The organism is Bradyrhizobium sp. 172 (assembly GCF_023101065.1).
Lineage (GTDB): Bacteria > Pseudomonadota > Alphaproteobacteria > Rhizobiales > Xanthobacteraceae > Bradyrhizobium > Bradyrhizobium canariense_D.
In genome coordinates this window covers 4,979,709-5,006,621 of the sequence record NZ_CP064701.1, presented here as the reverse complement: position 1 = coordinate 5,006,621, position 26,913 = coordinate 4,979,709, and the positions used below count along the sequence as shown (strand labels likewise).

General features: G+C 57.8%; 23 protein-coding genes and 1 pseudogene. 9 read left to right on the top strand and 15 right to left on the bottom strand.

Annotation, left to right across the window (positions count from 1 at the left end; genetic code table 11):
- Window positions 1-483 precede the first annotated feature (483 nt).
- Window positions 484-747: a hypothetical protein gene (locus IVB07_RS24250; protein ID WP_007592736.1), complete on the top strand. Its 264-nt coding sequence runs from the start codon at window positions 484-486 to the stop codon at window positions 745-747.
- A gap of 248 nt (window positions 748-995) precedes the next feature.
- Here IVB07_RS24250 and IVB07_RS24245 read toward each other — a convergent pair whose 3' ends face one another.
- Together IVB07_RS24245 and IVB07_RS24240 are read right to left on the bottom strand one after the other, a co-directional pair.
- Window positions 996-1,187: a hypothetical protein gene (locus IVB07_RS24245; protein WP_026233663.1), complete on the bottom strand. Its 192-nt coding sequence runs from the start codon at window positions 1,185-1,187 to the stop codon at window positions 996-998.
- 408 nt (window positions 1,188-1,595) lie between these two features.
- The gene (locus IVB07_RS24240; protein ID WP_018458808.1) at window positions 1,596-2,336 is read right to left on the bottom strand and encodes a Crp/Fnr family transcriptional regulator; all 741 of its coding nucleotides are present in this window, start codon (window positions 2,334-2,336) and stop codon (window positions 1,596-1,598) included.
- 1,233 nt (window positions 2,337-3,569) lie between these two features.
- Here IVB07_RS24240 and IVB07_RS24235 point away from each other — a divergent pair.
- Entirely contained in the window at window positions 3,570-3,818 is a 249-nt protein-coding gene (locus tag IVB07_RS24235) for a hypothetical protein (RefSeq protein WP_158091481.1), read from the top strand.
- A gap of 1,129 nt (window positions 3,819-4,947) precedes the next feature.
- Here IVB07_RS24235 and IVB07_RS24230 read toward each other — a convergent pair.
- Entirely contained in the window at window positions 4,948-5,286 is a 339-nt protein-coding gene (locus IVB07_RS24230) for an H-NS histone family protein (protein WP_085357172.1), read from the bottom strand.
- 628 nt (window positions 5,287-5,914) lie between these two features.
- On the opposite strand from IVB07_RS24230, the gene IVB07_RS24225 reads away from it, so the two are divergent.
- Entirely contained in the window at window positions 5,915-6,394 is a 480-nt protein-coding gene (locus tag IVB07_RS24225; protein WP_240543874.1) for a hypothetical protein, read from the top strand.
- 1,676 nt (window positions 6,395-8,070) lie between these two features.
- On the opposite strand, the gene IVB07_RS40725 is transcribed toward IVB07_RS24225, so the two are convergent.
- Entirely contained in the window at window positions 8,071-8,376 is a 306-nt protein-coding gene (locus IVB07_RS40725; RefSeq protein ID WP_345947049.1) for a hypothetical protein, read from the bottom strand.
- A 1,138-nt stretch (window positions 8,377-9,514) separates the two neighbouring features.
- Here IVB07_RS40725 and IVB07_RS24215 point away from each other — a divergent pair.
- Together IVB07_RS24215 and IVB07_RS24210 are read left to right on the top strand one after the other, a co-directional pair.
- Window positions 9,515-9,814, top strand: a complete 300-nt coding sequence (locus IVB07_RS24215) for a hypothetical protein (protein WP_026233247.1) — start codon at window positions 9,515-9,517, stop codon at window positions 9,812-9,814.
- Between the two features lie 395 nt (window positions 9,815-10,209).
- Window positions 10,210-10,405 (top strand): annotated as a pseudogene (locus IVB07_RS24210) (cold-shock protein).
- 99 nt (window positions 10,406-10,504) lie between these two features.
- On the opposite strand, the gene IVB07_RS24205 reads toward IVB07_RS24210, so the two are convergent.
- The 4 genes from IVB07_RS24205 to IVB07_RS24190 form a co-directional block, all read right to left on the bottom strand.
- A complete protein-coding gene (locus IVB07_RS24205; protein ID WP_018456774.1) occupies window positions 10,505-10,717 on the bottom strand; it encodes a hypothetical protein in 213 nt (70 codons plus the stop codon).
- Between the two features lie 1,386 nt (window positions 10,718-12,103).
- Window positions 12,104-12,319 carry a hypothetical protein gene (locus IVB07_RS24200; protein ID WP_143274149.1) on the bottom strand — a complete coding sequence of 72 codons (216 nt, stop codon included), beginning with the start codon at window positions 12,317-12,319 and terminating at the stop codon, window positions 12,104-12,106.
- Entirely contained in the window at window positions 12,319-12,687 is a 369-nt protein-coding gene (locus tag IVB07_RS24195) for a hypothetical protein (protein ID WP_143274148.1), read from the bottom strand. Before IVB07_RS24195 ends, IVB07_RS24200 begins: the two co-directional genes overlap by 1 nt.
- Window positions 12,688-13,459: 772 nt before the next feature.
- Window positions 13,460-13,885: a hypothetical protein gene (locus tag IVB07_RS24190; RefSeq protein ID WP_157642985.1), complete on the bottom strand. Its 426-nt coding sequence runs from the start codon at window positions 13,883-13,885 to the stop codon at window positions 13,460-13,462.
- 80 nt (window positions 13,886-13,965) lie between these two features.
- On the opposite strand from IVB07_RS24190, the gene IVB07_RS24185 reads away from it, so the two are divergent.
- Window positions 13,966-14,181: a hypothetical protein gene (locus tag IVB07_RS24185; RefSeq protein WP_018456770.1), complete on the top strand. Its 216-nt coding sequence runs from the start codon at window positions 13,966-13,968 to the stop codon at window positions 14,179-14,181.
- A gap of 672 nt (window positions 14,182-14,853) precedes the next feature.
- Here IVB07_RS24185 and IVB07_RS24180 read toward each other — a convergent pair.
- The 7 genes from IVB07_RS24180 to IVB07_RS24145 form a co-directional block, all read right to left on the bottom strand.
- Window positions 14,854-15,012, bottom strand: a complete 159-nt coding sequence (locus tag IVB07_RS24180; RefSeq protein ID WP_018456767.1) for a hypothetical protein — start codon at window positions 15,010-15,012, stop codon at window positions 14,854-14,856.
- Between the two features lie 1,326 nt (window positions 15,013-16,338).
- A complete protein-coding gene (locus IVB07_RS24170) occupies window positions 16,339-16,635 on the bottom strand; it encodes a hypothetical protein (RefSeq protein ID WP_026233245.1) in 297 nt (98 codons plus the stop codon).
- A 481-nt stretch (window positions 16,636-17,116) separates the two neighbouring features.
- On the bottom strand, window positions 17,117-17,713 hold the full coding sequence (locus IVB07_RS24165; RefSeq protein WP_026233244.1) for a DsrE family protein: 597 nt from the start codon (window positions 17,711-17,713) through the stop codon (window positions 17,117-17,119).
- Between the two features lie 34 nt (window positions 17,714-17,747).
- Complete coding sequence (locus IVB07_RS24160; protein WP_157642984.1) at window positions 17,748-18,299, bottom strand: hypothetical protein; 552 nt, start codon at window positions 18,297-18,299, stop codon at window positions 17,748-17,750.
- Window positions 18,296-19,315, bottom strand: a complete 1,020-nt coding sequence (locus IVB07_RS24155) for a TAXI family TRAP transporter solute-binding subunit (RefSeq protein ID WP_026233243.1) — start codon at window positions 19,313-19,315, stop codon at window positions 18,296-18,298. Before IVB07_RS24155 ends, IVB07_RS24160 begins: the two co-directional genes overlap by 4 nt.
- A 123-nt stretch (window positions 19,316-19,438) precedes the next feature.
- Window positions 19,439-20,827 (bottom strand): hypothetical protein, encoded by a 1,389-nt coding sequence (locus IVB07_RS24150; protein WP_247363387.1) that lies wholly within the window; start codon window positions 20,825-20,827, stop codon window positions 19,439-19,441.
- A 2,404-nt stretch (window positions 20,828-23,231) separates the two neighbouring features.
- Complete coding sequence (locus tag IVB07_RS24145) at window positions 23,232-23,447, bottom strand: hypothetical protein (RefSeq protein WP_083926445.1); 216 nt, start codon at window positions 23,445-23,447, stop codon at window positions 23,232-23,234.
- Between the two features lie 697 nt (window positions 23,448-24,144).
- Here IVB07_RS24145 and IVB07_RS24140 point away from each other — a divergent pair.
- The 3 genes from IVB07_RS24140 (at window position 24,145) to IVB07_RS24130 (ending at window position 26,785) form a co-directional block, all read left to right on the top strand.
- Window positions 24,145-24,390: a hypothetical protein gene (locus tag IVB07_RS24140; RefSeq protein WP_018456761.1), complete on the top strand. Its 246-nt coding sequence runs from the start codon at window positions 24,145-24,147 to the stop codon at window positions 24,388-24,390.
- A gap of 213 nt (window positions 24,391-24,603) precedes the next feature.
- The gene (locus IVB07_RS24135) at window positions 24,604-25,719 is read left to right on the top strand and encodes a hypothetical protein (protein WP_018456760.1); all 1,116 of its coding nucleotides are present in this window, start codon (window positions 24,604-24,606) and stop codon (window positions 25,717-25,719) included.
- The gene (locus IVB07_RS24130) at window positions 25,706-26,785 is read left to right on the top strand and encodes a nucleotidyltransferase family protein (RefSeq protein WP_256469147.1); all 1,080 of its coding nucleotides are present in this window, start codon (window positions 25,706-25,708) and stop codon (window positions 26,783-26,785) included. The genes IVB07_RS24135 and IVB07_RS24130 overlap by 14 nt, the downstream gene beginning before the upstream one ends.
- Window positions 26,786-26,913 lie beyond the last annotated feature (128 nt).

The following is a 26,913-nucleotide window of genomic DNA, read 5'->3' as shown; positions in this document are numbered from 1 at the left end:
GTTGGTTCGTTGGTTCGAACGTTTGTGAGATAGTACGACGTCCGAGGACACTTCCTGAAAGTAGCTCAAACTTGCCATGATGGACCGGAGCGAGAGAGGATGATCGTACCGGTGGTCATCCGCGCAGAGGGTTGAATTGCTGGTCGGCATCGTGAGGTCCTCCCCAGGCGGCGCGGGAGAGGTTAGAGCCCGTTAACAGCGGCGCCGGCCGGCGTGTCGCCCCCTTGGGTTCCTGAGATGATCAGAGCGGCCTGTCCCGTTGCGCAATGCAGCTTACATGGGGACGTCAATTGTCGCACATCTGTGTCGACGAGCCTGGATTTGTACGGGGTTCGCCAGCATAGGCGGGCCGGTGCTCACGAAGCTGGGGCATGAAAGCAACAATCCACAACACGTTGCACCAGCGCACCACTGTTAATTTGCGCGATCGGGACGATTCAGGCCTGCTCTCTGCAACGAACCTAGTAGCTGCGGGGGATGACAATGACTGTCACGCGTGCGATTGGCGCTGCTGCCTTGTTTCTGATGACGCTTAGCTCTGAAGCCTATGCTGCGCGCCAGCACAGACCGGGAGAGCGGATTTCTTGCTCAGAGGTCAAATACTACGTTGCTAAGTATTCGGCGGCCCTGGCTGAGATGTATGCCCGTAACCACGGGGCCACCGGCGCCCAGATCGAGCGGGCGCGGCGTTGCTTGGCCTCGAATGAGGCTGCCGAAACAGGGCAACGCAGGTCCTATAGCGAATGAGCATGACGCAGCCTTCGTAATAAAGCGCGCTGGCCGGGGATATCCTGCAAGGTCGGGGCTGTACGCCTACCCGCGGTCGCAGCTGACGATCGAAGTTAGCTGATTGCCTTGCACGCGCAGATAGGCCTTCCGACTAGTGGCCAGGCGAGCGCGCGATTGCACACTCGCACGCGAGGCCGCTCCGCAGTCATGTCCTCCTCCGCTCATCGCATGCTGATTCCCAATCATCGGTGTCGGGCCATATCCTCTTATCGCTCCAATTTGGTGCCAAAGGCTGTCGCAGCAATTGCACGCTCGACCTCGGAAGCCAACACGCTCAGATGATCGGCAAGCCTCGCGAACAACTCTCGCTTTTGCAGGTCGGTGGCCAGATCGCTGATCGATTTGCAGTCGGCTGCGTCTTTGAGGAGGTTCTCCAGCTGCTCTTGCATGTCTCTCATCGTCTGTGTGCCCCAAAGGCACCCTCGGCTTCATTCAGTTGAACCGATTGAGGCGTACTTGAGCTCCCGCCGATCCATTTCCGAACGGAGCGATTCAGCATAGGTGCGCAGATTGTCGCCAACAACGCGGGAGCGTCCGCCATTTGCGCGATCAGCCAACACCTGTCGCCGCACGCTTTCCCAAAGAGACAATAAGGTCTGATCTTTCGTTTGAAAAGGTCATCCACAGGCCTCCAGTACATGGCGCGCCGATAGTACGCGTACCTCATGAGCGGGATTGTTCGGTTGCGGACATTGCCGTGGAGAAGCTAGGCGCCCGTTGCACATTGGCCACATCGTCCATGTCCGGGATAACGGGCTATCACGCCGAAAGGCGCGATGGTTTGCGGCATCCCCCCGTTTCAGTTACTACGTCGGCAGAACCAAAGCGCGAGACCGGGCTGCATTCATAGAGAAGATCCCCTCGATTTCGAGACGCATGGTATCGTGGCATTCGCACGCCACCGCTGCGAGCCGCAATGGATCAATCTCGATTTCTCCTCGCCGTTCAGATCTGATCGCTCCGGAAGCGCGCAGGTTGCGCATCAGGAGCGTCACTGTCGTTCGTCGCACACCCAGTATTTGCGAAAGCGCCTCTTGGGTGAGTGCGAGGACGTCGTGGTCGGCACGGTCGCGAAGATGGAGCAGCCAGCGTGCCATGCGGGCTTGGGCCGGATGCAGCGCATTGCAGGCGCCGCCGATTTGTAGCTGTATCAGCATCGCTTTGAAATGAATCTGGACTGCGTGGCGGATCGCGGGGCTTCGGCTAAAAGCGGCGTGGAATCGCGATGAGGGGATCCGCGAGGCGATGCCCGCGGCACGAACGACGGCGGTAACGGCCGAAGGGGACGGCCCTAGCACGGAAAGAGTGCCTACTGCTCCCTCGCGCCCTATTGCGGCGCTGGCGACCGTCTGTCCGTTGGCCATGTCGATCATCACAGAAATGGCGCCACTATGAGGAAAGAGGACGTGCTCGGTCTGGTCACCCGCCTGCGAGACGACCGCATCCCGATCGAGCGCTACCATCTCTAGCTCGGGCGCCAGCAGTTCGAGGTCCGCCGCCGGCAGTGTTGCCAGAAGTCGGTTGCCAATTTCGGCGGGAAGCGTCACTGCGGCCTACCTCGAACGATCCGCCGCATCGCATTTCGAGCGTCATAGGGCGGCCAACTCGAACTTTGTTTGAATCCGCCTACGCCTCGCGCCCCGAAGTCCAATTCAGCTGCGGAAGCTCTCAATCTCAAAAACTCCAACCACACGCGCCTCGGAGGCGAATTGTTGTCTCTCAGGATGATTTAGGAGTTAGGTCCCAGCGCCCCGCTGCACAATTGCGAAATGCGCATGGGTAACACCATAGGGAGTTCCGCTTTCCGGGACGCGGCAAGCGCTGCGGCGATCTCGGAAGTGTGGGGCTCGGCTTGACCTAGAAGCTCAACAGCTACGTGATGAAGCCGGGTCATTTCCGCCAGGACAAACGAGACAGTCTGCTTAGGAAGGCCCGGCAGAACGAATTCACGTCTCAGATAACCGAGTGGCTGACCTTGCCAAGATGGCAGCCACCGAAATAGGGCGCCTCCGTTGGCGCATGAGTGGCGGCTCAAACGAGCATCCACATCGTAAACGCGGCGCAGAGGCAGATCGTGCCCACGACAGTCATCCGGCAAAGAAGCGCTCGGTCCGGTCCATGTCGATCATCTTCGAGATCGATCCACGCCCATAAACGTTTAAAGCTGCACGCTGGCTCCTGCTTGCGCGCGTCGCAATCTGTCAGAGCTTACGTCCCATTAGACGGTGTGAGCGCAGTCGTGCGACGAACGAAGACGACGCCGATCCACGAGTTGGAGCGTTACATGCGGTGCAAGGATTGTTCGGACGTGCGGGGCTATTGCAGCGGGCAAAACGGACGATCTGTTCTGTCTGCCGCAGAAAGATACCGTTGATGCAGAACCAAAACCAGAATGTTCGGGTCGGGATTCGAGTCGTATCGCCACCAACATGGCAACGACTTTGTACGCTAAAGTACGATCTTCTGCGATGTTGTACTCTGACGGCAGCGGTTCGAGCGCTCGTACGGATTGTCTCAGCCGCGAAAGCGCGGCGAACTTTCTGAAAGTCAGGTCGATGCCACAAGCGGGCGATGCGGGACAGCGGGCCTGAAGAACGGGCGGCCGAGTTCGACCGGCTCGGACGCATGGGAACGCTTCCTCCTTCTACCGAGGCAGGTCCGGTCCCTTCAGCTTTCGCGTGGGCTGCGATCGAGGTTCACCGAGAAATAGTCGACCACTTCCGTAGCCTCGGCGCCTTGCCTGAAACCCCGCTGTTCTTCGAAATCGACGGAAGGACCACATGGATGAACTGCTGGCGGCGTACAATGACATCACCGCTTCCGGATTGGGCCCCTCCCAACCGCAATGCGATGCGGCGAAGGCGGAGCAGCGTTCGCTGGCGGAGCCATGCGCAAAGTTCCGTTGTCACGCCGATCTAGCCGGCTTGACCTCTTCCGCATCAGCCACGCGTTCGCTGAGAGGGCGGCTTAAACTCCACGACCTCGTGCTGGTCGCACGGATTAGCTCGCTCATTTTTCTTGACGATTAGCTCAAGCTCGAGAGCCTCGAAGGCGAGTTCATCCGCCAAGCGCTTAAACAGCTCGCGCTTTTCTATGTCCGTCGCTTGCTGGCTCATCAGCATAAACTCTCTGGCGTCAGCGCGGACCTTTTCCAAACGTCGTCGGAGGTCCTTCATGTGTGCCGGCTTAGCTTAAACTTATCCTTGGCCCGAACAAATCAGTTTGCTGGTTCGGATCCACCCGGAGTCAACTGCCGAAACTCGATACTGGTTCTATGCGGACCGCCAAATTCGCCGCTCATCGTTCTGCGATATTTGGCCCCGCTGCATGACCCAGCCGCTGTTCAGGGATTGCGGGCTGAGGACGGCCGTCTTGGCTGATGAGCCATCCCTGTCCGGCTCTCGCCGGATGATGCATAGAACTAGCATACCTGAAGGGGCATGAATGTTCGAAAGCGCACAGACGCGAGTGTTGCGCCGGACTAGGCTGCGAGCGATCCTGGACGCTCGCAAAGCGCTCGGGGCCCAACGGCCTCGGGGAGATGCGAAAATGTGCCGGCTGCGCTGAAGCGGCTCCGTCCGCGAACGCAGTGTTGCCGGTTGCGTGCCGGGTATGAGGCAGGAGTAAGCTCGGCAGATTTAGATCAACGATGGTCGTTCTCGTGCGTACTTTTCTTCTCATTGTGGGAATATGGCTACTGGTGAACGTTCTGTTTGTTGTAGTTGTCCTGCCCTCGCGCAGACCGGCACCTACTCGGCGAGCAGGAATTCCATCTCCGGTGACGATTAACACGACGGCCGGTCGCTTGGACGATCACGACCCACCACTCCTGCAGCGCGCAATGAGGCCGGTTGCAATCAGGGTTCTTTTCATCGTGCTCATCCTTCCAGTCCTTCGAGCGTGGAATGCGGTTAGGCGGCACTTCAGCGGGCACGACAACTAGACATGGCCATCGCGTGCTTGAGATTCTCGTCGATGTCCTCACTGCGCCGCGGGCCCCCCGAGCGATTCAGCGAGACCATCAGCCCAGCGCTCTCGCTATGGCCATGCCTCGAAGCATGGTTATGACCCGCGCTTCAACGATGATGTGAGGAGCTCAGAGCCCAAGGGGGAACAGCCGGCGCCAGCATTTCCATCCCAAAATGCCGCAACGCGCGCTCAACTTGTCTGCCGCTTTTCGGCTGAAGCCCGATCGATTAGGAAATCGTCCAATTTTCGGCCGCCTCGAAGCTGCGGCCGCAGCCATCGAGGCAGCCTGCCGCGACCCGACCATGTCTCCGCCGGGTTCTTCGGATTGCGATATTTGGGACGAACGGGCGGGTATGGACGGCGCTCGCGATTGAACCGCGTGGCCTCGTTGGCCAGTCCAATCCTGTGGAGCCGTTCCTCCAAATGTGCTTTTTGCACCAACATTTTCTGAGTGAGTTTGGCGGCGACCTCTTGGTGAAATATCCAGAGCTCGTCAACGGAGAGCGAATTGAAATGCGCGGTGTTCATGGCTCCATCCCTAATCTTGGGCAGAAGGCCCAGGCAGACAAGTCGGGAATCCGGGAGCAGACAAGCCCTCAGTTAAATATTGATCATGCAATCCACATTTAATACGAGAGGTAGCAGGGAGAAAGGCGCGACAGTGGTAATATCGTGGCGGAGTATTTAAATCGCCGCGCGGGGTAGCCACGTCTCGTGACCTCCACAAACTCACCCTAGGCCAGTTGCGCTTTCGTGCTCGGGGACGAGCGCAAAGATGGCGATCGACCGGACGGCGGCGCGGACGGCTCGATGAATCGCGCTGCCTCGTGACCGGCATATTAATCAGGTAGCCAAGAGTACAATTAATTAATTCATCGCGCCGCCCGATTTAAGCCGCATGGGAGCCGTTGTCACCGCTAAGGTTCGAGCGGGGGTGGGGCGCACCCGGGAGTTTTCGATGTCCGGTCATTTGCGATTATACTTCGCCAGTTTGGTGCTTGTCGGAGGTTTATCGGCGGCGCCTGCGTCTGCCAACCCTCTTGCCGACTTCTTCAATACTGCTACGCCCCAACCCACGGTAACCTCTCCGCCGCAAGCCGAATGCGTGCCGCGTCCCGGTACCTCGACCACTGGTGGACAGCATTGGGTCTACCGAATGGACGGTCGCCGCAAATGCTGGTTCCTGGCCGAGGGCATCGCGACGGTGAAGAAGCCCATTCGGGCTCGCATGGCCAAAGACCGCAGCGCCAGTTTGGACGAGAACGGGACGAGGTGGAGCGCGGTCGTTGATGCGCGCGCGGAGGTGCTGCGCTCCGCACCGCCCGAGCAATCTCAGCCGCCTGTACCCGAAATGAAGGTAGCTGATGCCGCTTCCAATCTCGGCACGGGGTCGGCGGCCCCCATTGTCGATCTTCCCAACCAGATCACCTCCGAACACTCCGTGCCGGGCCAAGTCGACGTTGGGCAGCTTCTCGCCGACGCACCTCAAGATATGCCGCTGGGCGCGCGCACTGCAGAGGCGCACGGCGAAGCGCGCAGCTGGACGGCCTGGTTCGGTGTACTGCTGATGACGCTTGGTGGCCTCTCGCTCTTGAGCTCGAGCCGCACGCTTCGGCATGCGTGGAGATTACGTTAGCTTAGATGCGAGGTACATCCGCCGCGCAATCAATGGATTCCACGAGCCGGTATAGCCGAACTGCCACACGTACAAAGATTCCGTGCGCCACGCCTAGTTTGGCACCGGCTTAGACGGACATTCGAGTACGATGACGGTCGCCTTTGGGATCGGACTGCATTATGCGGTACAAGGTGTTCGTGGTGGACGGCAGCCGGCAACTGATCTGCGCTGCAAAGCTCGACTGCATTGACGAGCAGGCGGCGAGACGCCGAGCCGAGCAAATGCATGACGAGCACGACGTTGAGCTTTGGCAAGGCGATCGACTCGTTGCTGTGTTCCGAAGTGCAACGTCGAATGAAGGTCGGAGCTAACGCGCGATCCTGAATAGACGGCCGGTCTCGCCGCCGAGTTAGTTCGAGCATTGTGAGGCACCGCGGCCTGGCTGGTTGCCGACATCTCGCAGCGACGTCGTCACCGGGGCTCGCTACTGCGGTCCCGGCCGTCTCTAAACGGCTCTTGCTCTGCCGCTCGCTTTGGTACGCTTTCTTCTTGTTCTTGCTTCTACATGTCGGAGCTTACTTCGAAGCTTTTCCACCTCTCTAAGCTCCTCCAGAAGCGCCTGGTGCCGTTCATTCAGAACAGCACTAGAAAAAATCTGACGCGTACTCGACATCACATGCCTCAGAAATGATTTGAAGTAAGAAGTCGACGAAAAGCGAAAGCTAAAGAATACTCCACCGAAGCTCAATGAACTGAAGCCGCAGCCGCCAGATGCTCCCAGTACTCTGCCTCTGCAAGCAGTTTCCAGCTTCTCTCAGGTTGGAGTGCGGCAGTCTGTCGGCAAAGCAGCGCCATTGCACGCAGGCGGCGGGCAGCTTCCATTTCGACCTCCCATGTTTTCCCCCAACATATTTTTCGTTTTTGCGATGGAGTCATCATGATTATATGACATAATCAAATTTCTCATTTAATGGTAGTCAATTTGGTTCCATTTGTAAGCCGACCGGGAACTGGTTTCGGTTTAAGCTTCACATGGATTTCGAATGCTTGCTCGCGGGGCGCTGTTGCGCGCTCAAGTGAACGAGAAACGTGCGCGGGGCAGCAACACGAGAGGCGAAGCTTCGTGCGCGAGCATCGGAACGTCAGAAATCCTAGCCGAGGACTCTTCTCGCCGGCCTCCAGGGCACGTGCGACGGCTACCGAGACAGTTATCCTTCTTTGGCTTTCAAGGTGATGGCAACCAAGACAGCATCAAGAGGGCCAGAAGCAATAGATGTCGCGTGCCTGCTGGGCTTCGCGCCGACAGTTCTCATCATGGCGTATGTGGGCGGCCTAAGCGAAGGAGCCAACGGGTTGCGCAAGACTTTGCAGCAAACACGGTTGGGAGGATCAAGAAAGAGTATCAGGAGCGGGATTGGGTCGTGCTTCGGAACCTCTCCAGTGGGCTGCTCCTGCGTGATCTCGTGGAGAAAGAGAAATTGCAGTTCGTGCGCCATACGTGTCGTTCTCCGAAGTGAGTTCATAGGCATGGAGCCGGGGATTCATCGAGCGGTCAGTCCCTAAAACAAACGAGCCTGGATGCAGAAACCGCGCCATTAAGTCCCGAGGCCGTTTTGCTTGACAAGAAGCGAGGAAGCAATTTCTCGTCCTCGTGCTGAAAGTGCAATTGAACCTGGTCCAGGTCGCGGCCCGCTTTAGTAGGATTGGGCGGGGTCAGGCATCGGCAGATTCGGTGCCTTCGGGAGTATCTTCGACGGGTCGAACTGCGCGAGGATCTGCTTGCCCATAGCCACCGGATCTTTGAAAAAATCCAACGGAGACGGGAAATTGAAGCTGCCTGGCAGAGAGTGCAGGGCGTTGAAATCGGAAACGTCATCGACGCCAAGCACTACCTCCTCACCCTCGACGACGAAGTGCTTCTGGCGGTTCTTCAGAGCGGCCGCGGCAATGCATGGGTAACGCTCGATCCAATCCGTGCCATGCGCGATAGCGGCCGGCACGCGTTTGTCCGGGGATACGTCCTGCTCTCTTGCGAGGCAGCAAAGGATGGGGAACGACGGATGCGCTCGCTCTAAGGCAAGCTGGGCGATTTTAAAGCACAGGGCCATTTTTAAATAAATAAATAATATAATGCCAATTTAAATGTTGACCGATATTTAAAATAGAATTAATTTGAGAGTGCCTGGCGCCGGACGAACGCGTCTGGCCACCGAGAAACGGCTCCCGCATCCCGCCCCTGCTTACGCCATGAGATGTGAGGGGCCGTTTCTTGGCCGATGGTGAGGCGGATCATCCTCCGCATGGCTACGTTTTTATCGTCCCCACCATGACAGCAGCGGTGTTACTGGTTGAAATCGCAATTATTATTGTTCTCGTCACGATTTGACTGACGCGAGAAACTAACAGCCGATGAGAAGCGGCGCGCGATCACGCATGATCGTCTCAGTCAGCTCGCCGCATCGTGCGGTCGATTTATCTTGTCAAAGTGGAAAAATGACCCGCCGGTCACACCGGTCGTTTTAGTCGTTGCTCTCACGAGCTTAGACCGCATGCCGGCCAGTATCATGTAAGTAAGGCGCCGCCAGATCAGGTTCATAACGGCTATGAGTGCATTTAGCCGCTCGAGGCGGACTTCAGCGCGGGCGCAAAGCGTTCGGAGAATGTTGCGGCCTTGGCTCCCGGGCTGCAGAAAGAGCGGCCGAGATAATCGTTGAACACCCCACGAATGCGATCGCGAGTAAGGCCGCACCGAAAAATAGTTTCCTCATCTTACTCTACTCGAGAGGACGTCAATGCCGTTCAGTCTTGGAGGGCGTTGTTTCGCGTCATTGCGTGTGAGGCTCGAAACGGTTTCCTGCACGCGGTCGTGACTCAAGCTGGGGTTATGGCGGTAGGACCTGCGTTGTGCGCCGCGCAACAACATATGCTCCGAAAAGACCGATGGCGGAGAGACGGCCCCGGCCTCAGGGTTGGCTTTTGAGGTACGCCGGAGCCGCTCCGCCAGCTTGGGCAAGCCAGCGAGACAGCAACGGCGCAGTGGAGGACACGGGTTCCTCGCCGCGCAGGTCAGGCGAGGTTTAATTGGCACAATGTAATCCGCCGCGCTTTATCTTCGTTTCTACCCTGCGGCAAGCCACAATGCCTCTGACACTGCGGATGATAGGCCTGGATGATTACACGGTTCACGAGGACCGGCAGCTAGTCGGGCGCATCCGCTATGCCAACGAATGCTCCCCGGGGTTCTGGTTGTGGACGTGCATCGTGACGCTTCCCGGTCCGCCGTTCGGGAAAGCTGGCTCACTCGATGAAGCGAAGGGGCGGTTCATGATCGCATGGGAGAATTTCAAGGCGAAGCATACGGCGGAAGAGTTGGGGAAGGCCTTCGCTGAGATGAATCGCGCCAACCGACCAGACCATTATCTGCGCTCAGTGCGTTAGCGCGTCGCATTTGATTGCGACAAAAATTCGCCGGTTCACACTGCGGGCCATTTCCAAGCCGACGAGTTCGTCCCGGCTGTGTAGGCGCCAGCAGTGAGATTGCTCCGGCTTCAGGCCGACTTTTGGGTGGCCGCGGCCGCTCAGTTAGCTCGCGAGGAGCCGGCAAGATTCTCAAGCTCCCTATCGAGGTGTTCGTTCCCTGCTGGTCCACCGTGGGAAATTGACGGGAGGGCGCCGGTTCACGTTGGCTGCCTTCCTCATGTGGGCAACATGACGCCTGTCCCAGTACAGGCGGTCATTCATCCAACTCGCATTTTGAACTAAATCCTAAGTTGGTGGCTTTTCGTTTTTATCAGCTTCTGTCATGTGGCGACGGTCATTTAGGAGAGACGTGCGTGGCGACAGGTATTGTGAAGTGGCTCAACCAAAGGCTATGGCTTCATTCAGCCCGACGACGGCGGGAAGGACGTCTTTGTCCACATTTCAGCGGTGGAGAAGGCTGGCTTCAGTGGTTTGGCAGAAGGTGCAAAGGTGAGCTACGAGATCGTGAGCGATCGGGGCGAGCAGTCCGCAGGTAATCTGAGACGGTAGGCGTGGCTGGGACAGGGCCCGCCGGTTCGCACAGGCGGGCCGGGCGCTTTGACCACGTATCGAATTTAGTACTCGCTTTGGCGGCAATCTTCGGCGCTTTCACCGCTCCAGTTCCTTGATGGCGTCCTTTAGCAGCTCGAGAAGCCGGATTTCACATGCCCCCATGACGAACTGATCGGCGTCGTCAGGCACGACAATCTGCCCCTGCACGTGTCCATCATGGGATTGGATGATGAAGTCTCGGGCCTTGCAGGCTTCGTTGCGGACGTTCGTTATCGCCTCAAGCGGACCCCATTCAATTCTGACAGCCATTGCTAACCCTCGCTCTTAGCGGAACGCGCGCGAGCTACTGCGGGTCATGCGAGTTGAGGAGCGGTAAAGCCGGCACATCGATCGGCTCGCCTGGCGGTCGATCAACCCGGTTCGCTTTCTTTCCGCTGACGAGGACACCAATATAGCCGTCACCCCGCCCTGCGATCATCAGCCAGTGCGGGAATGCCAAGGACATGGTCGCTGGCCTCAAAATACCGCGCTCACGGGCGCCGTAGGACAAACCTATTCAATCATTTCGCGATTGAACAAGTCAAACATTTAATATATTTAATAGATGCATTGTCTATTTAATTGCGAGATATCAAGAGCGCGGGGTGCACTTATGCCCTCGATAGAGTCTATGCACTTCGGCAGCACAGCGCCTTCCGACCAGCACCCCTATGATCGCGAGCCGGGTGCGCCTCCTGCGTGGCGTCCTTCGGCAGGTGGACCAATCGACGCCGAGCCGGAGGCCGCGAATGACACCGCGGGCGAATGGCCTCCGCTCCCGTTTCCTGATGGCTGGTACGCCACCTGCTGAGTTGTGACGCGGCGTCTGCCTATATGGTGCTGGCAACCGGCAAAGCCGGCACTTGAAAGCGTCTGCGGGCCGGCGGGGTTGCCAGTTAGCACAGTGGGCGAGGAGTCACCCAATCAGGATGATATGTAAGATACTCGACAGGCAGTGTCGGAAGTGGCGATACTCTTGAGGCGGGGTGATGGGCCTAGTCGCGTCATTTTGCATGTCTGAAGATGTACTTCGCTTCTACCAGTTAGCTGACGTGTGCAGGGAACGGACGGCGCAAGCCCGTCAGTCCCGTCGACGCGGAGCCGTGGCTAAAGCTTGCTGAGGACTGGCTCGAATTCGCACGAGCCGACCAGCAACGGCGCGCTTACGAGCCGCGCTGCATCCGATGAACAGCGACCAGAAGATCTGGCCGCTCGAGCACCTCCACCAGCTTGTCCAAGATGATGCGCTCGTTATTCCGGCCTCGGTTCTAAGTATTTTTCCAAAATGCGCTGGGCGTCACTCACAGCCTGAAGAGCTAGCTGTTCATCCGTCATCTGTTAGCCTCCAGTGACCAATCAGAACGGAAGAACCTACGTGTAAGATAGTTCCAGATCCTTTATTGCCGGTTGATGATGCGGTGCTCACGATAGGTGGGGAGCCCCCGTCAATGGAAGCCATGCTACTGCTTCCGAGGCGAGGCCATTAGTCTTCAGGGGCATCCCATCCGCGTCCCAGTCTGGAATTTTGGGAGGCAATGGTGAAATCGGCTGCCCTGCCGGTGGACTGGCGCGAGGCTGCCAGGCCGAAGCATAGGGTCAGCGTCAACGCAGTCACCACTAGCAGCGCGGACATGAACTAGCTCACGCGCACCTCTCTCACGCCCGAGAGCGCGCATAGCCGAAGGCTTTGGCCGGAGCCATGCACCGCTGAAAAACACCGACAGAATGACGATCCAGGTTCAGCCCTTCCTTCCGCACCTGCAATTCAAGCCAGGCGATGCCGGACTCGGCCTGAGCCGCCTTCCGGGCGCGGTAGTGCTTCACAATGGTCTGCGCGCTTCGGTATGAATGCCCAGTGATGTCGCAGGTCATCAGCAAGTCGCAGCCAGCCCGATCGAGCAGCATGACGCAGGTATCACGTAAGTCCTGGTCGTGCTTTTGTCGAGTTCGCTGGCGCCATTGACGAACATCAGCGTGGGGCAAGGCTTCAGAACGCCATGCTGTCTCATCGCCATTGCTGTCGCGTGCGGCCTGCGCCAATCCGCCAATACACGCTTGCGCTGGTCGACGGCTCGAGCGCGCTGCGCCCTATTTCCCTCATCGAGAGGAAGAGGGGCAAACAGCCGATCGATATTTTCAATCAGTTCGGCGGCCAGTCGCTCTGCGCGGATAATTGACTGGCGCGTGTTGTCGCGCGAGAAAGCCGAAGATAAATGCGGAATGCGAAGCCCCTTGCTCAAGCCTCACCACGCGAGGATCGTGAAGTTCACTCCCTTCAGGGCAGTCGAGCTGCACAGCCTCTACGCTCGTTCGCTAACGCAGGATAAATCGGGTTCCAGTCACTCCTCGGGGGTCCGCTCCCCCGCGGCTCGCCGTCGCTGCGATTGAGTGCTCGGAGGCGACTGCAATGCAGGTACAGCCGAGGCGCGTCGCTCCGCCTCTTGGACTTTAAGCCGCAGATCTTCCAGCTCTGACAGTTGACAAACGAGGTCGTTCAACCGTTGGACAAGAAGGATCGAGCTATAACCCTGCATCAACGCCCTCCTGAGTCTGCAGCTATCCAGACAGCAAAAGGACCCCAGCCTCAGGGCGGTGAAGCTGGGGCTATCGAGCCGCCTTGGTGAAGGCAGCTGCCCCTTGGGGAGGCACGGGAAAACTTGGCAATCAGTAAGTCGTTCCAAGCCGAACAAAATGAGCCTTGCCTTGGGGCAATGGGGAAAGCTGGGGCCCGACTGCATCGCCCACTTGGGGAGAGGAATCGGGCAAACGCGGTAATTGGCGAGCCCGTACCAACCGCCGTGCCTCCGAAAAACGTTAGCGGCCCCTGTCGTCCTTGCCGTCGGAACAGCCATCGCCGCCGCCGTTACCCCACGGCTCGCTTTTTGCTCGCCTCCAAAAGCGCGTGTGCCGGCGAGTGGGTCGCTCGATAGGCAGTGTCGACCGATCGAAAGCGCAGCCGGACGGCTGTAAATTAGATTGAAATTCCATATTTAATATAGTTTAATAGAGAAATTAAATGACGATTTTCAGAGTTTTGGGATCATGCCTCATTCTCCGTCCATCGTGCCTCATCCATATCCACGTGACGTCTATCTTGTGCTCGAGGATTATGGAGGTGGGCTCGGCCGTGCCTGGAGCGAAACCTCCGAAGACGACACTGGTCGAGCGACGCTGATGCGCCAAATAATGGAAGGTCAATACAAGCACCCTGCTCGGATCGTGGTCTTCAACACGGTTGAGGGATGGTCGCGTGATGTAACCGTAGAGATCGCAGATGAACTGCGCCGCTGCTTTGTCGAGTTCGATGACATTGCGCCAGCCGCGTTGGAATTCATCGAGAGAATCGGAAGGAACTGACTGTGGTGCGCAGTCGTGCCTTGCTTTGGTTTGCGCTAATCTCACAAACTTATCCGAGATGAGGACGATGAGCGGCAGCACGAACAAACAAGCGACGACGTGGGTGTGAGATAACCGCCTGGTGCGGCATAAGACCAACCCTTCTTGTGTTTGGAGTTGCCATGTCGGTGGGTTATGGTCGCGCTGTTGAATGGGACGGAAAGATCCTGACAGGCTCGGTGGTCGTAAATGGCGTGACGACCAAAGTGACTGCGGACCGAGCGATCATCCATGCGTATGCCGCGGGATTCAGCGATGCGCTCAGTTGGGAGATTGATCGCTTTCGGATAGAAATCTTTGAGAAGCTGATGCCATTCCTCCTTCGTCAGAATAGTTGACGGTAAGCTATGACCTCGCCGCGTGTCGGGGATTTTTCGGCAACGATGCTGATGAACTTCCGCTGCCGTGCACCTTACCTGACTTCCGGCAAGCAGATATCGTCATAGGATTAAAAGAGGCGGAGCATCAATCGATGGTCGAACGCCGCTTTCCTGGCCATCGCGGACCGGGTCCAGAATTGGCACGTGGACGATCTCGATGCCGCAGAGCCCTGTGATGCCCTGCCGCACCTGGAGCTGGCGGTCGCGAACCTGATCGCTATGTTGCGAACGGACGACCTGCGGTCCTAAAGGCCCGTCGGCGAGCCCGAGGCAGGAACGGTAGGAGACGCGGGGCAGCCTCCGCTCGATGGCGAGTCGTCAAGGTCCACGTTCATAGTCGCCAGGATGTAGCCGAAGGGTGAGCGCAAGGCATTCAGTTCCTCGACCTCGATCTCCATCCGTATTCCCCATGCGGAATCGTTGCGGTGATCTCGACGTCATTGCCGGCCGACACGCGCCAGGCTGCCACCCCGAAGCACAAGGTCAGCGTCAGGGCGAGGGCAAGCAGAAGCATAGAGACGAAATGGCTCACGCGCGTGTACCCGCAAATCTGAAACCAGTTGAGAGCGTGCACAGAGGCGCGATTCGGAAAATGCAGACGATCTGACGCATCGGCCGTTTTCCCCATCCTTACACGGGGCCAAAAGCGCTCACGATCCCGATCGTGATCGGCACGAGCGCGACCATCACCCACAAAGCGGGCGAGCTGGAGGACAGGCCAACGACCAGTATCAAAACACCGATACCTACGAGGGCCGCTGAGATTGCGTAGGCGACTGCCTTTTCCATCTATCGATCCACGACAAGAAGGGATCGGTCGCCCAAGCAGGACTCGAGGCAAATCGAAACGTTCCTTTCTTGATTTAATTCGGCCATAAAATCCTATTTAATGCTGGTTTTGCAACTTATTTTCGCCAAATTAAAAGGCGCTTTCTGCGCGTTGGGGCAGGGCTATTAACCCGGAGTCCTGCATGTTCACTCGAGTAGTCGTAGCTTTATTGCTCGCTTTTGCGACATCCATTTCATCTGAGGCGCGCCCCTTGCGCGCCGCTTTGCCACCTGAATGCAACGTGATTATGCCATGCGACTTTTCATCTTCGCTGGTGCAGGCGCAGAGATACACGAGACCGGCACCGCGCCTGCAGCGAGGTGCCGTTGCTAGCCTACGGATGTCTGTGGCCAGCTCAGGGGCCTTAAGTAGTGAGATCGTTAGCGGTCGTCCGGCCGGTTGCCCTCGATCGTTCTGCGGATGTGGTGCGGCGATCCGAGTGTTTGGTCGGGTAGTACCGGAACTGAACCTCGCAGCCAATTGGCTGCGCTTTCCCCGCACCTCGCCAGCACCGGGAATGGTTGCCGCGCGACGTGGACACGTCTTCGTCCTTGAACAGCACATCGCTGGTGACATCTGGAAGGCGTACGATGCCAACTCAGGTGGGCACGCAACGCGAATTCACCCGCGCTCCCTGCGAGGGTACACCATCGTCAACCCTCATGCGGCCTAAAGCCATCGCGCAGCGTTCCCGTTAGAGTTTCTCGCCACGTTCCGGAGCATCCGGTTCGCGGCTTCCGCTCAAAAACAGGGCCGCAGCAGTTTTCGCTGCGGCCCTGAAGTTGCAACTTGATTCTGCGTCGGCTTGTTCTCGCAGTTTGTCCCGAACACCGAGGTTGATAGGTCCGCCATCATGGGAAGCTTCAATGCAGCCAGGGCGTTCCATGACGATCATTGGTGTTCACATCAGAACGATAGAATTCGACGATGCGGTGCTTCATTGAGACCCGGACACGATAACCAGCGGATATCCACGCTCTCGCTTGAGGACCTGCTCTCTTCAGTGTGCTCCACCACGCAGTGAAGGTGTAGGCCGATCTCGGCAGAGGCTTCCCCAAGATCGCTTCAATTTCTGAAAAGGTCAGGCGGAGACTTTGACCGTTCTCCGTTCGCAGCCTTTCATGCAATGGCTGGTAAATCGACCTCGGCATGCGAGCACCATATCGACAAAATGGGCCGGCTGCCCGGCATTGGAATAGCAGACTGGTGCATATAGAGCGCGGAGGCGAAAGGCGTTATCATTCAGGTCTGCAAGATCTCGCGGAGCCTGACGCAGCGACGTCTCTTCAGTGTTCCCTTAGCTCTAGGTCTCTCAGCAGCACGTGGAGAAAGTCGCTGGCGTGGTCATAGCGTTTACGACCATTCACGATCTCCCGGGTGCGCGGCTCCAGTGTGCTGGCGATGGCTTCAGCGCCGGGTAGATCAGCCTGGTGCGACCACTGCTGTAGCAGCCGATCAGGAATGCCTTGAGCGGATCCAGGCAGCTTCAACACACAATAATCGCCATCGTGCTTGTGATCAGCTTTCGCATAAAAAGCGAACAACCCTCGAAAGGCATTACGGGAAACGGCAGGTTTTGCCATTTAACATCCCCAACGTAAAATCGACTCGCTTTAAGCTTAGAAATCTGACGCGTTAACAAAATAAAATCCAGTGGAATTTAATCGCTTGCCCTCGAAAAAGAGGTCATCAGAACTGACGTAAATCGAAGCACCGTGCGTCACAGCTCGCGCCGCCCTGCATCTCCGATACCCTATGCGCTACGGGACAATCGACCTTAGCAGGCGGCCGAGTAGGATGGACGGGGCAGGGGCTGCCCCGGAAAATTGCTACCAGACCTCGCAAGTGACTGAGACGAACCGATGTTCGCTCAACCCGCTCCCGAAGTCGCTCTCGTGCGCATGATCAGACAGTCGGTCTGGCGCTGCCCGGTCAATAGCGCGCGATAGATCTGTCCCGATCGAGGCCAGTCAATTTGCGTCGGCTGCGGCGACCCACTCGATCGGGGTGTCGCGACCGCAGGCCGGCACCTAGCCGCTCAATAGGCATTGTCTGGTCGCCATTTCATGGCTTGACGTAGGTCCATCCCTGCTCCTGCAACTGCATCACCCTAACGACGCCCGACCTCACCACTTGGGCTTGGGCAACGATCGGAATGTCTTTATTTTCGGCCTTTTGCATTTTCTCTTGCGTGTTTCCACAGGCTTTGAATGATACTTCCGGTGTGCTCAGAGCCATTTCCTCAATTCGCGCTTTCACCGGCGACGTGTCATCGCGGAGCATATGCAGGCCGGGGCCGAAGGTAATCACCTCCACTTTCACTTCTTCACCAACCTCCTTGTAGTATTGCGCGACGTTGAGTGCATTGTTCAATGCAAGATTCATTGACGCGGAGTCGCTTGTGTTGACCTGAAGGATTAAGCGGTGCTCTTTCTTGGCAGCAGACGATGGCGCGATGCGCGCCAGCTCAAATTGTTTTGGCGTCGCGGCCCGCGCTGATGAATTCGCGTGCGTTCTTGCCGCGCCATGTGTTGAGGCTGCAGGCAAACTGGGCTGTGCCGAGAGCAGGCGAGTCTCCTGTGCCGCGGAACTAGACAGCCCGACCAGGAGCGAGATGATTGTCGCGATCATCGCTGTGATAATCTTCGGAAATTTTGGCATTATGTTGTTTCTCCAAGCAAGCTGAGGTTCATGATCAATTGTTGGGCTTCGCGATCGCGCGTGGCCATTTGCATGTTGCCGCAAATTTTGCACGTACGCTCTCGATACCATCGAGAGCGAACACTGCACCGGCGCTGGTCCCCGTTCGGCGTGACACATGCACGGAAAGTTTGGTGTGGCCGGGGATCGATTGCAACAGGCGAACGACATCGCCTTCAAGCGCGACACCGCGCACCGACGTAATTGTTGAGACCTGAAAAGGTGGATCATCATTGATGCGCAGGGATAGGGTGTAATCCTCGCGACGGCCCGACAGGCCGGCTCCATCAAGCAACACTTCGGTCAGGCCGCCGCGACAGCGTATCGACAGGCTCATTGCTGCGTCCCCTTGAGATGGAAGTGTCGCCTTGATGATCGATGAATAATCAACTGGCGAGGTGGTCTCGCTGACGATCCACGCCCCGGCTCCATTTGCGGGCCGATCAGAGACGCGAACCGGCGCCACAGGGTCTTCGGCGCCTCGAGCCCGAGCGAGGTCATTTGCGATCGCGAGCGTCACGACGAGAGCGATCAGGGTGAACGTCATTGTGCCGCCTGGCTCGAACGCGGCAGACGATCGAGCCAGGCCTGCGCCGCGGGAGAACGCGTCAGGCCAGGGACCGTCGCCGCCAAGTTGATCGACTTCCATTTGGGATCGAAACCGGGCTCCTGCAGCTTGTTGATCCGCGAGAACAGGCGGTCAACAAAGCGCGCCACACGATGAAAGCGATTGGATTTGATCGGCCAATTGAAAGCGACCAGCACGGTTGGAACGGCAATAGTTGTCACGCGTTCCCCCTGCCTGATCAAGTTTGGATAATCAGCTGCGTCCAGCCAAGATGGCAGATAATAATCTTCGAACTTGCTCTCGTAGGGGACCGGCAAGAACTTGAAGCCGGCATCCCAGCGACCACGTATGAATGCATCCACCGGCTTCGATGTTATGAAAACGACGGCGGCCAGCTCACCCCTGCGCATTTGTTCCATCGCAACCTGATGGGGGATGAATGCCTTATCGACCTCGATCCCCAGCCGGCTGAAGATCAGCGGGCCCGAATAAGCTGCGGCGGTACCTTGGGTGTTGAAATTGACCTTCTTTCCGACCAGATCACTCAAGCTCTGAATTTCGGGCCTGACGAATACGTGCAGTTCAGATGGAAACAGGTTGAGCACATAGGTGATCCGTCGCTGGATGTCCGGCACTTGGCTCTTGTACTCGTCAAGTGCGTCGGAATTGATGATTGCTGCATCAATGCCCCGCAAATACAGCAGCGAATTGACGTTTTCGGTTGCGCCACGGGTCACGATGGGCAGCACGTGGAGGTCCGTTCCATCATCGGCCACTCGCGCCATTTCCGCGGCAAGCCGAATGGGAGCTCCTTCCAGCAGACCTCCGGCTATTCCGACAGTCCAATCGTTCATGGCCGCAATTTCCGCCCTTGCATGATCCGCACGCGCCCGCGGAGTCTGCTGGGCCATTGCTGGGCAACAGCCCATGATCAAAAGCGGAGCGGCTATCACGATGAGGAGAAACCAAGAGCGTATTCCAACCAGCTGCTTCATCGATCCGGCTCCCCTAGGAACGTCTACTCTGTTTTGTCCGCTGCGCTCTTCACTTCGACACGTAAGTTTAAGTTCGATCTGCTAGTCGATACAGCGCACGACCATTTGTCTGCACCGATGCTGCTAATGACCAAGTGCGTCGAATCGCTCCCTTGCCTCCTTGACCCCTCCGGCTGCTGCTCTGGCGTAAAGCTCTCGCGCCTTGGACGTGTCGCCGCGCGTTCCGCTCGCGCCCCATTTTGCAAGCAGGCTCGGATCATACGTTTCCGCGAGGGCGAAACTTGCCGGTGCGCTCCCTAATTCAGCAGCACGCTCCAGGACAACTCGTGCCGCCCCAATATCGCCTTGTCGAAGCAATCCGGTTGCGCGAGCGATCAATCGCACGAGTTCGGCGGCGTTTTCGTTCCCGAGAACCGGGGATGGCGCCTTCGGCTCAGCTGCTGTGATCACGAGCTCTCGCGCGAATTGCGCGGGCGGCGCCTGCGGCGATCCCAGCAGCAGTGTTCGGAGCAGTTCCCTTGTTGGCGAATTGCCGGCTCCGCCTTCACCCGACACCCCGGCGGGTAGCCACGGTCCGATACTCGGGCGCGCTGCGGCAAGTTCTTGCTCATCTCGGCCGGATTGTTTGCATTCTCGCCGGAGCTGCTTTTTCAACTGTTCGGCTCGATCATCGTTTGCCGCGGCTTGCGCTTCATAGGCGAACAGCTTGGAACGCGCCAACGAGAGCTCTTGCGCCAGCGCATCTGCTCTTTCGTGCTCCTCCTTTAATGAGAGCTCCAGTTTAGCCGAGGTATTCTCCGCTGTTCGTTTGGTCTGCATCGTTTCTTCGGTTGCCTTCGCGATCTGCTGGGATCGGTTGTCGAGCTCGATTCGCGTCGTCGCGAGCGTCTCCTCCAGCTGTTTGGTACGATCGTGCTCCTGTCGGAGGCTTGCCTGTACCTGAGCCTCCGCTGCCTCTTTTGCGCTGATCTCTGCGGCTTGTCTGGTTACCTCTGCGGACTGGGTCTCCAGGTCGTGATGAGCGGCTGTCAGATTCTGCTCCAGCCGGTTTGCCCGATCTTTCTCCCGCTCGACAGCTTGTTGCAGCTCTCTCGGATCATTCTGTGCCCGGCGTTCGGGTTCGCGACCCTCGGTGCCTATTTCGCGGCTTAGCCGTGCCTGCACTTCGAAATCGTTGCGCGCCTTGACAAGTTCCCGTTCCAGACGCTGCGTGTGCAAGCGCTCCTCCCGGAGCGATTTCTGCAGCTCATCGGTTTCATTCTCGGTGGCCTCCGCAATGCTGGTCCATTGCTCGCGTGCATGCTGCAACAGCCCCAGCACCGTATCCTGCTCCCGTCGGCATGTTCGAAGGTCAGCAGCAAGGGCCCGTATCCTCTCCTGTTCTGTGGCGAGCACTTGCCGCGATCGCTCGGTATTGCTGGTTGTGGCTTGTGCGAGCTTCAGGGGTGTCGTGTCGGCAGATGGTTTCAGCCTCGCCGCGCGCCACCCTCCCGAGCCGGTCGTGCCGCGCAAGTGCGTCGCCATGACATGGGCGTCGCTCGCCGGCCAATTAGGCTGCTGCGCGAGAACGGGTATGGTCAAAACCGATATTACCGTCAGGACAGTCGGTGCAACCCACGCCGACCTTGTTGCGCAGGTGCGCGCACAGTTACGAACACAATCCGAGGCAATCCACACGTCTGCGCGGCGAACGGGCGATCCAAGGCCAGACCCTGCCTGCATCGGCGCTTGTGCCCACATCCGCGACATTAATGCGTCAATCCGTTTCTCAATTTCAATTTACCCATAGGCAAAAAATAAACCATATTTTATTTTATTCAATCATTTATCGCTAATTAAATGTTCGGCCAGTGCTGCCGGTCGCTTGGGAAGGAGATCGTCCAATGCTCCACCGACTCCCTTCGCTGATCATCGCGATTATCACGAGCGTAGCTGTGCTGGCCCTGGCCCAAGCAGGCGGCGCAGTGGCGGGCTCCGCGGGTGCCGGCACTGGGACGGGCACGGGCAGCGCCAACACTGGTGGGTCAGCTCCGTCCGGCATGAGTACAAATGCGAGCAGCGCCAACCCTGGTCCATCGGCGCCTCTAGGAATAGGGACACGAGACGTTGGTACCGGTGCAAACCTGAACCGCACCAGTCAAACCAACAGCCCGGACGTTCAACCCAGCACGTCGAAGTCGCGGGCGGCGGCGCAGGCCAAGAGAAATGCCGGCGCTGGCCACGCTCAAAATGGTCTGCCGATCGGAGCTATTGGCACCGGCACGAGCAACGAGGAGCAGATGATCGTTGGATCCTCACCTAACCGAAAAATACCGGCAGCGAAGGTCGACGGAAATATCGCTGGAATAGTTGGTAGGGGCTCCAGCCTTTCGGACCAGGTGAGCCGGCCGCGCACCGCACGACCTGGGGAAAAAGTGCTGGACGCCAAAGTGCAAGTCCAACGGCGAACGACAGTTTCGCATAAGCGCATTCCCGACTCAGAAAACAGACCTCGGTAGTCTGAGCGGACCGAGCTGGGCAGCCGAGCGCGCTTTGGCGTCCCTGCTCAGGTCTGCGCGCCGCCCGACGAAGGCGCCGGCAGGGCTTGGTTCTCCATGGGGCGCCTTGAAGAGGACTGACGCCCGGCACACGGCCGAGCGGGATTGGGCTAGGCGAGAGCATTCACGCGGTTATGCGAGCGCTCGATTCCGCGGCATTCGGATCACGTCCGATCGGCCGGAGCGAGGAGCCAGCCGTGCATTGTTCGAAATGATCGCGAAGCACGTCATTAGCCAAGTGCTCCCAGAACTCAGCTTCGGCGAGAAGCTTCCAGCTTCGATCTGGATGATGCGCAGAAGTCTGTCGGCACAGCGACGCCATCGCGCGCAAGCGGCGTACGGTCTCCATCCACTCCTCCCATTATTTTTCCCCACCTTATTTTCTGTTTTGTGTCATATTAATTATGATTATACCGGATAACTAAATTTGCCTTCCGTGGCGCGACTAGCGAAACGATTTGACGCGAACGGCTTTCGCTTTGCTTCCAAATTGTCTTTCAGATGAAGCGCTGCTTCATAAAACTAAAAACAGATAAAAAAATCAGACTCAGGTGCGGGACATAACCCGCAGCATGCCGCGCGTGGATGACCTCGGGCAGAAGCCGGAAAGGGACGCCGGATCCAAGTGCAGCACTTTTCCTGGCGCAGAGCCTTCACTCGCATCGGCCTGCCTTGAAACTCCGCTGCGCGCACGCCTCATTGGGGAGCGATCGGGCGGCTTGGAGCTGTGCCAAAGGGTTACCGGAGGCTTCAAGATCGATCCGTGAAACGATCGTCTTCGCGTTCGCTGAAACTACGCGCGCCGCTCGCCATCATTGAATCCGCGTGCGGCAAGTCGTCCCAAACCGGGGCCTACGCATCCGTGACACCGGCCCTAGTCTCGCTCTTTCTCCGAGGCTTCGCCCTTCCGCCCTTCGCACTTGCTCTCGTAGCCTGTGCAATTGGGCAAGCAGGCTAACGAGCTCCATCGCCGTTTGACGCAGAACAGCCAAGCGGCTGCAAACCCCACTACTCACTACAATACCCCCAAACAGGCCCTTGCAGGGTCAGCGATCGGAATCGTTAGGTTGCGCCGACCTGCCGGTGTGACGCTTAACTTACGGTTCATGAGGGCGTCAGTTCGCTTTACGACGATAGGCCAAAATATTTCGCATCCCTCCAGTAAGCCCTGCAGAAATAGCCGCCGAGACAGGAATATAGATGAACGCTGCGCGATGATTGAGCGCATCCAGTCCGTGCCAAGACTAGTTCCCAGCTGGTGCGGCAGCCATGTCACAAAAGATCAACTCCGCACACGCGGCGTCAAATGAGGCGGTCGGCCCAAATTCGTGTAATGCTAGTCAGTTCGGCTCCGCGTCTGTGCCGAAGCCCGCGACGGATCAACCCAGCGGCGCTTCCTCGAATATCTCCCCTGGCCGCACGACCGGCTCATCGACCCAGGCCTCGCGAGCGAACCAGTTGTGATTGGCGCGACAGACCGGGCAACGAGTATTGCCATAAAACACAACGCTCCGCAGGAAAGCCTCACGGTCCGACCTAATACCAGTAGGAATCGCGCGACCGGTTTGCGGACATTTGACCATGATCATTCCCATGCGAGACCTCCCTAGGAAATTATTATTCGTTGTCAAACGAAAGAGAACCCGGCCGGCTGGAGTGCGTCGTCATCTCAGTGTGGGTTACTTGGGGGGCATCGCACACTGGGAGTGCTTGTTCGAGCAGGGCGGGTTGCTCGTGACGACGTTTTTCCAACCGGCCGGATCGCTGCTTGAGCGATTCCTTGGACGCCGCCGCTCTTTGGCTCGGCAGCGCGGGCGTTGATTATGCGTCTCTCGAAAGCTCCTGGGGCGCCACTGAAAATGGGCCAATCTGAGCGGGTGGGAGTTTTGCGCGTGCTGTGCCGCTCGCGACGAAGACGATCATATCGCCCGTGATGGGCAAATTGGCTAATTCGATCACCGGTTTCACTCCACTCTCGTCAGCGAAATATTTTTCGTTAGGATTTAATCCTGCAAATTACGCCTTGCGCTGTCGGTCTGGTTTGCGACTCTCGTCGAGTTTTATTTTGCGCTGCCCTGCACGCGGGAGGTCAAGATCATCGCGGCGATTTCTGCGACGCTGTTTCTCGGTCGGCTGTTATTTCGACGCAGGGCCCGCTTCTTGGTATTTGAATGGTTGCATCCGGTTCAAACATGAAATAAATATTGATTATATTGGGATCATATAAATCTCGTTGTTAATTGTTGTCAATGACGTAAGCTGTTTTCGTCAATTTTTTGGTCGGAGGAGACGATGTGGGAATCAGTCCAGAAGAAGCGCAACTCCACCTCGGCTGCGAAGCAGTTGGCTCAAATGCGCGAGAAGCTAGCGAGCATCAGCGAGAGGGAGCGCGTTCTACGAGAGCGGAGTGCTGCTCGCGAAGTTTACCGCTATCTGCTGGACTCTCACCGGTTGACCGCGCGGGCGACCTTTCTCGGAGGACAAGTGTTGAATATTTCTCCATCTGGGGTGAACGAGGGTGGTCAGCTGGCGGCGTGACCCGGGGCCGTATGGTCATTCGAAACGAATCTCAGTCAGGCGATGTGCATCCGCACTGAAGGTGGATTTACGCCGCTGCAGCACGGCCATCAAGCCGAACTTCCTCGGCAACTGCAGCTCGTTTGAACGCGCCGCGGACAGGACAGTGCCGGATGTTGTCGCCACCGCGTCGACACGGCGGCGAAACAGATATCGTTGCTATCGGGAATAGCCATGCTGGAAAAAACATCGGCAGAGATGGTGTTGAGACCCGCCGCGGGTGCAATCTTCGCGCTGGTGGACGGTCGATCAGTGCTTTTCAGCGAGACAAGGCAGAAGCTCTATGAGTTGGACCAGCTAGGGGCATTCATTTGGTGCAAGTTGGCACAATGTGCTTCTTTGGAAGACGTCCATCAGGAGCTTGTGCAGCTAGGCATTGGCGAGCGCGCAGCGCGCGAGTTCACGTGGCAGGCGATGAACGTCTGGATCGATCGAGGGGTGCTCGATCTCGATTGGCGAATGTCGGCCGATTGTGCCTTCTCAACGGTTCTTGCTCAGCGCAGGATCAGCGTCCGGGCTGCAAATCGGGAGCTCTCGCAACAGTTGATTTCGCTATTTTGTGTTACGGACGACAGCGGCGAGGAGGAGGATATTGCGATCGAGACAATGATGCTCGGCGACCGAGTATTCTTCCGCGGGAATGACGCGAGCATCCAAAGATGTGAAGCCGCAGCTCTGGCCCCTACAATCAAAGCTCACATCACCGAGCGACTTATCCGAAGCAATCAGTGGGCTTTCGCGCTCCACGCCGCTTCTCTTGCAAAGTGCGGCATGGGCTTGCTGCTGTGCGGCCAACCGGGAGCCGGCAAGTCGACTCTTGCACTAGAACTGGTAGACGCTGGATTTCAGTATGCCGGCGATGACGTTGCGCTGATTGGGGCTGACGGAACGATCTGCGGCATCCCATTTGCCCTCACCCTCAAGCAGGGATCGTGGCGGTTGCTATCCCGACTGTATGGCGATTGGAACGACGTGACGCACCGCCGGTCCGATGGCGCCGACGTGCGGTATCTGCCGATTCCCGATGCGCACAATGGGAGCCTCTCTGCCAACTGGATCATCTTTCTGAACCGGGTTGCAAGCGGCCCCGTCGAGCTGACCCCCCTGGATCAGCTTGATTCGATCAAGCGGCTCATTGAGGGCGCTTTTGCCGCAGACGGGAAGCTGTCGCAGTCCGGCTTCTTCGCTTTGAAGCGGATTGTTGCGGGCGCACGATCGTTCCAACTTATCTATTCGGAATCGGCGCAGGCTCGACAGCTGCTGATGGACTTGTGCGATGACAAGGCATAGTGCGGCACTGACAAGCCTATGCAACTGCTTGCGAGGCTTGCCGCCCGTCGAAGTGGAGTGGACCTCCGTCATCGGGCTCGCAAACCAGACGTTGACGACGCCTGCGCTCATTGACTTCGTCGATCAATTTGCATCGGTGTTGCCAGAGGACGTGTGCACCTATATCCGCCAGATCCATCGCCGAAACGTGCTGCGCAACGATCGGTTGGCCGGTCAATTGGAAGAGGCCGTCATTGCGATGAACGGCCAGGGAGTTACGCCGGTGTTGCTCAAGGGTGCGGCAACGCTAGCCACAGCACCTGTCGAGCGACGAGGAGTTCGGCTGATGTGTGATCTGGATATTATGGTCGTGCCGGACGAAGCTGAAAGGGCGGTCGCCGCTCTGGGCGCAATTGGCTATCAAATTCATGAGCGGACCCTTCCCAACAGCAAGAGATGGTATGTCGAGTTGAACCGGCCCCGGGATGTCGGAACCATTGATCTGCAGCAGGGCGCTTCAGACCCGGCGTACTTTGACCGTGGCCCGGGAAATGCTCTGAACCATTGCGTCCCTGCGCGCTTGGGGCGGGGGAGCGCGTATGTTCCCACGGCCACCTACCGAGCGCTTCTGTTGATCATCCACGATCAGTTTCAAGACTTTGGTTATTGGCTCGGTGACCTCGATCTGCGACATCTTCTTGAATTGCGAGATCTGAACAGTTCCGTCGGGGGCATCGATTGGAGTGAGCTTACCTCTCATGTCTCGGGCGGATTGATGAAGAACGCAGTCGAAACCCAGCTACTTGCTCTCGCTGCGCTGCTTGGAGTCGAGGTCCCGCACTCGATGCGGTGCCGACTGATTCCTCGTCTGCAGTTCATGCGACAATTGATCCAAGCACGCTTTCCGGCCACACGTGTGCCATTCCTCGCAATGACGGTCTTGGACCTCAGAAATTACCGGAGGAGGATGACCTCTGGCTACGCGCAAGCCGGCATGCGCGTGCGTGGATTGTGGTCTGTGCCAAGAGGGTCCACTTTACAGTTTCTGTTGAGCGCGACCACGACGGTTCGTGCCGGAAAAGTCTAATGCCAGTAACGGTCACACGAGCGCCTTCGGGGGATTGGAGATTCCTCAACGGAACGGAGTTTTCCATCAGCCGCCTCCAGAGCGCGCATCAGGTGGCAGATTTTCGGAATCCTCAGGGCCCAACATTT

Excerpts from the sequence above, each read along its gene's own strand:
- IVB07_RS24245 (WP_026233663.1), bottom strand. The coding sequence starts at position 1,187 with ATGAGAGACATGCAAGAGCAGCTGGAGAACCTCCTCAAAGACGCAGCC.
- IVB07_RS24225 (WP_240543874.1), top strand. The coding sequence starts at position 5,915 with ATGGACGGTCGCCGCAAATGCTGGTTCCTGGCCGAGGGCATCGCGACG.
- IVB07_RS24250 (WP_007592736.1), top strand. The coding sequence starts at position 484 with ATGACTGTCACGCGTGCGATTGGCGCTGCTGCCTTGTTTCTGATGACG.
- IVB07_RS24165 (WP_026233244.1), bottom strand. The coding sequence starts at position 17,713 with ATGCCAAAATTTCCGAAGATTATCACAGCGATGATCGCGACAATCATC.
- IVB07_RS24155 (WP_026233243.1), bottom strand. The coding sequence starts at position 19,315 with ATGAAGCAGCTGGTTGGAATACGCTCTTGGTTTCTCCTCATCGTGATA.
- IVB07_RS24200 (WP_143274149.1), bottom strand. The coding sequence starts at position 12,319 with ATGACCTGCGACATCACTGGGCATTCATACCGAAGCGCGCAGACCATT.
- IVB07_RS24130 (WP_256469147.1), top strand. The coding sequence starts at position 25,706 with ATGACAAGGCATAGTGCGGCACTGACAAGCCTATGCAACTGCTTGCGA.
- IVB07_RS24180 (WP_018456767.1), bottom strand. The coding sequence starts at position 15,012 with ATGGAAAAGGCAGTCGCCTACGCAATCTCAGCGGCCCTCGTAGGTATC.
- IVB07_RS24230 (WP_085357172.1), bottom strand. The coding sequence starts at position 5,286 with ATGAACACCGCGCATTTCAATTCGCTCTCCGTTGACGAGCTCTGGATA.
- IVB07_RS24215 (WP_026233247.1), top strand. The coding sequence starts at position 9,515 with ATGCCTCTGACACTGCGGATGATAGGCCTGGATGATTACACGGTTCAC.
- IVB07_RS24145 (WP_083926445.1), bottom strand. The coding sequence starts at position 23,447 with ATGGGAATGATCATGGTCAAATGTCCGCAAACCGGTCGCGCGATTCCT.
- IVB07_RS24135 (WP_018456760.1), top strand. The coding sequence starts at position 24,604 with ATGCTGGAAAAAACATCGGCAGAGATGGTGTTGAGACCCGCCGCGGGT.
- IVB07_RS24185 (WP_018456770.1), top strand. The coding sequence starts at position 13,966 with ATGTCGGTGGGTTATGGTCGCGCTGTTGAATGGGACGGAAAGATCCTG.
- IVB07_RS24170 (WP_026233245.1), bottom strand. The coding sequence starts at position 16,635 with ATGGCAAAACCTGCCGTTTCCCGTAATGCCTTTCGAGGGTTGTTCGCT.
- IVB07_RS24235 (WP_158091481.1), top strand. The coding sequence starts at position 3,570 with ATGGATGAACTGCTGGCGGCGTACAATGACATCACCGCTTCCGGATTG.
- IVB07_RS24205 (WP_018456774.1), bottom strand. The coding sequence starts at position 10,717 with ATGGCTGTCAGAATTGAATGGGGTCCGCTTGAGGCGATAACGAACGTC.
- IVB07_RS24160 (WP_157642984.1), bottom strand. The coding sequence starts at position 18,299 with ATGACGTTCACCCTGATCGCTCTCGTCGTGACGCTCGCGATCGCAAAT.
- IVB07_RS24140 (WP_018456761.1), top strand. The coding sequence starts at position 24,145 with ATGTGGGAATCAGTCCAGAAGAAGCGCAACTCCACCTCGGCTGCGAAG.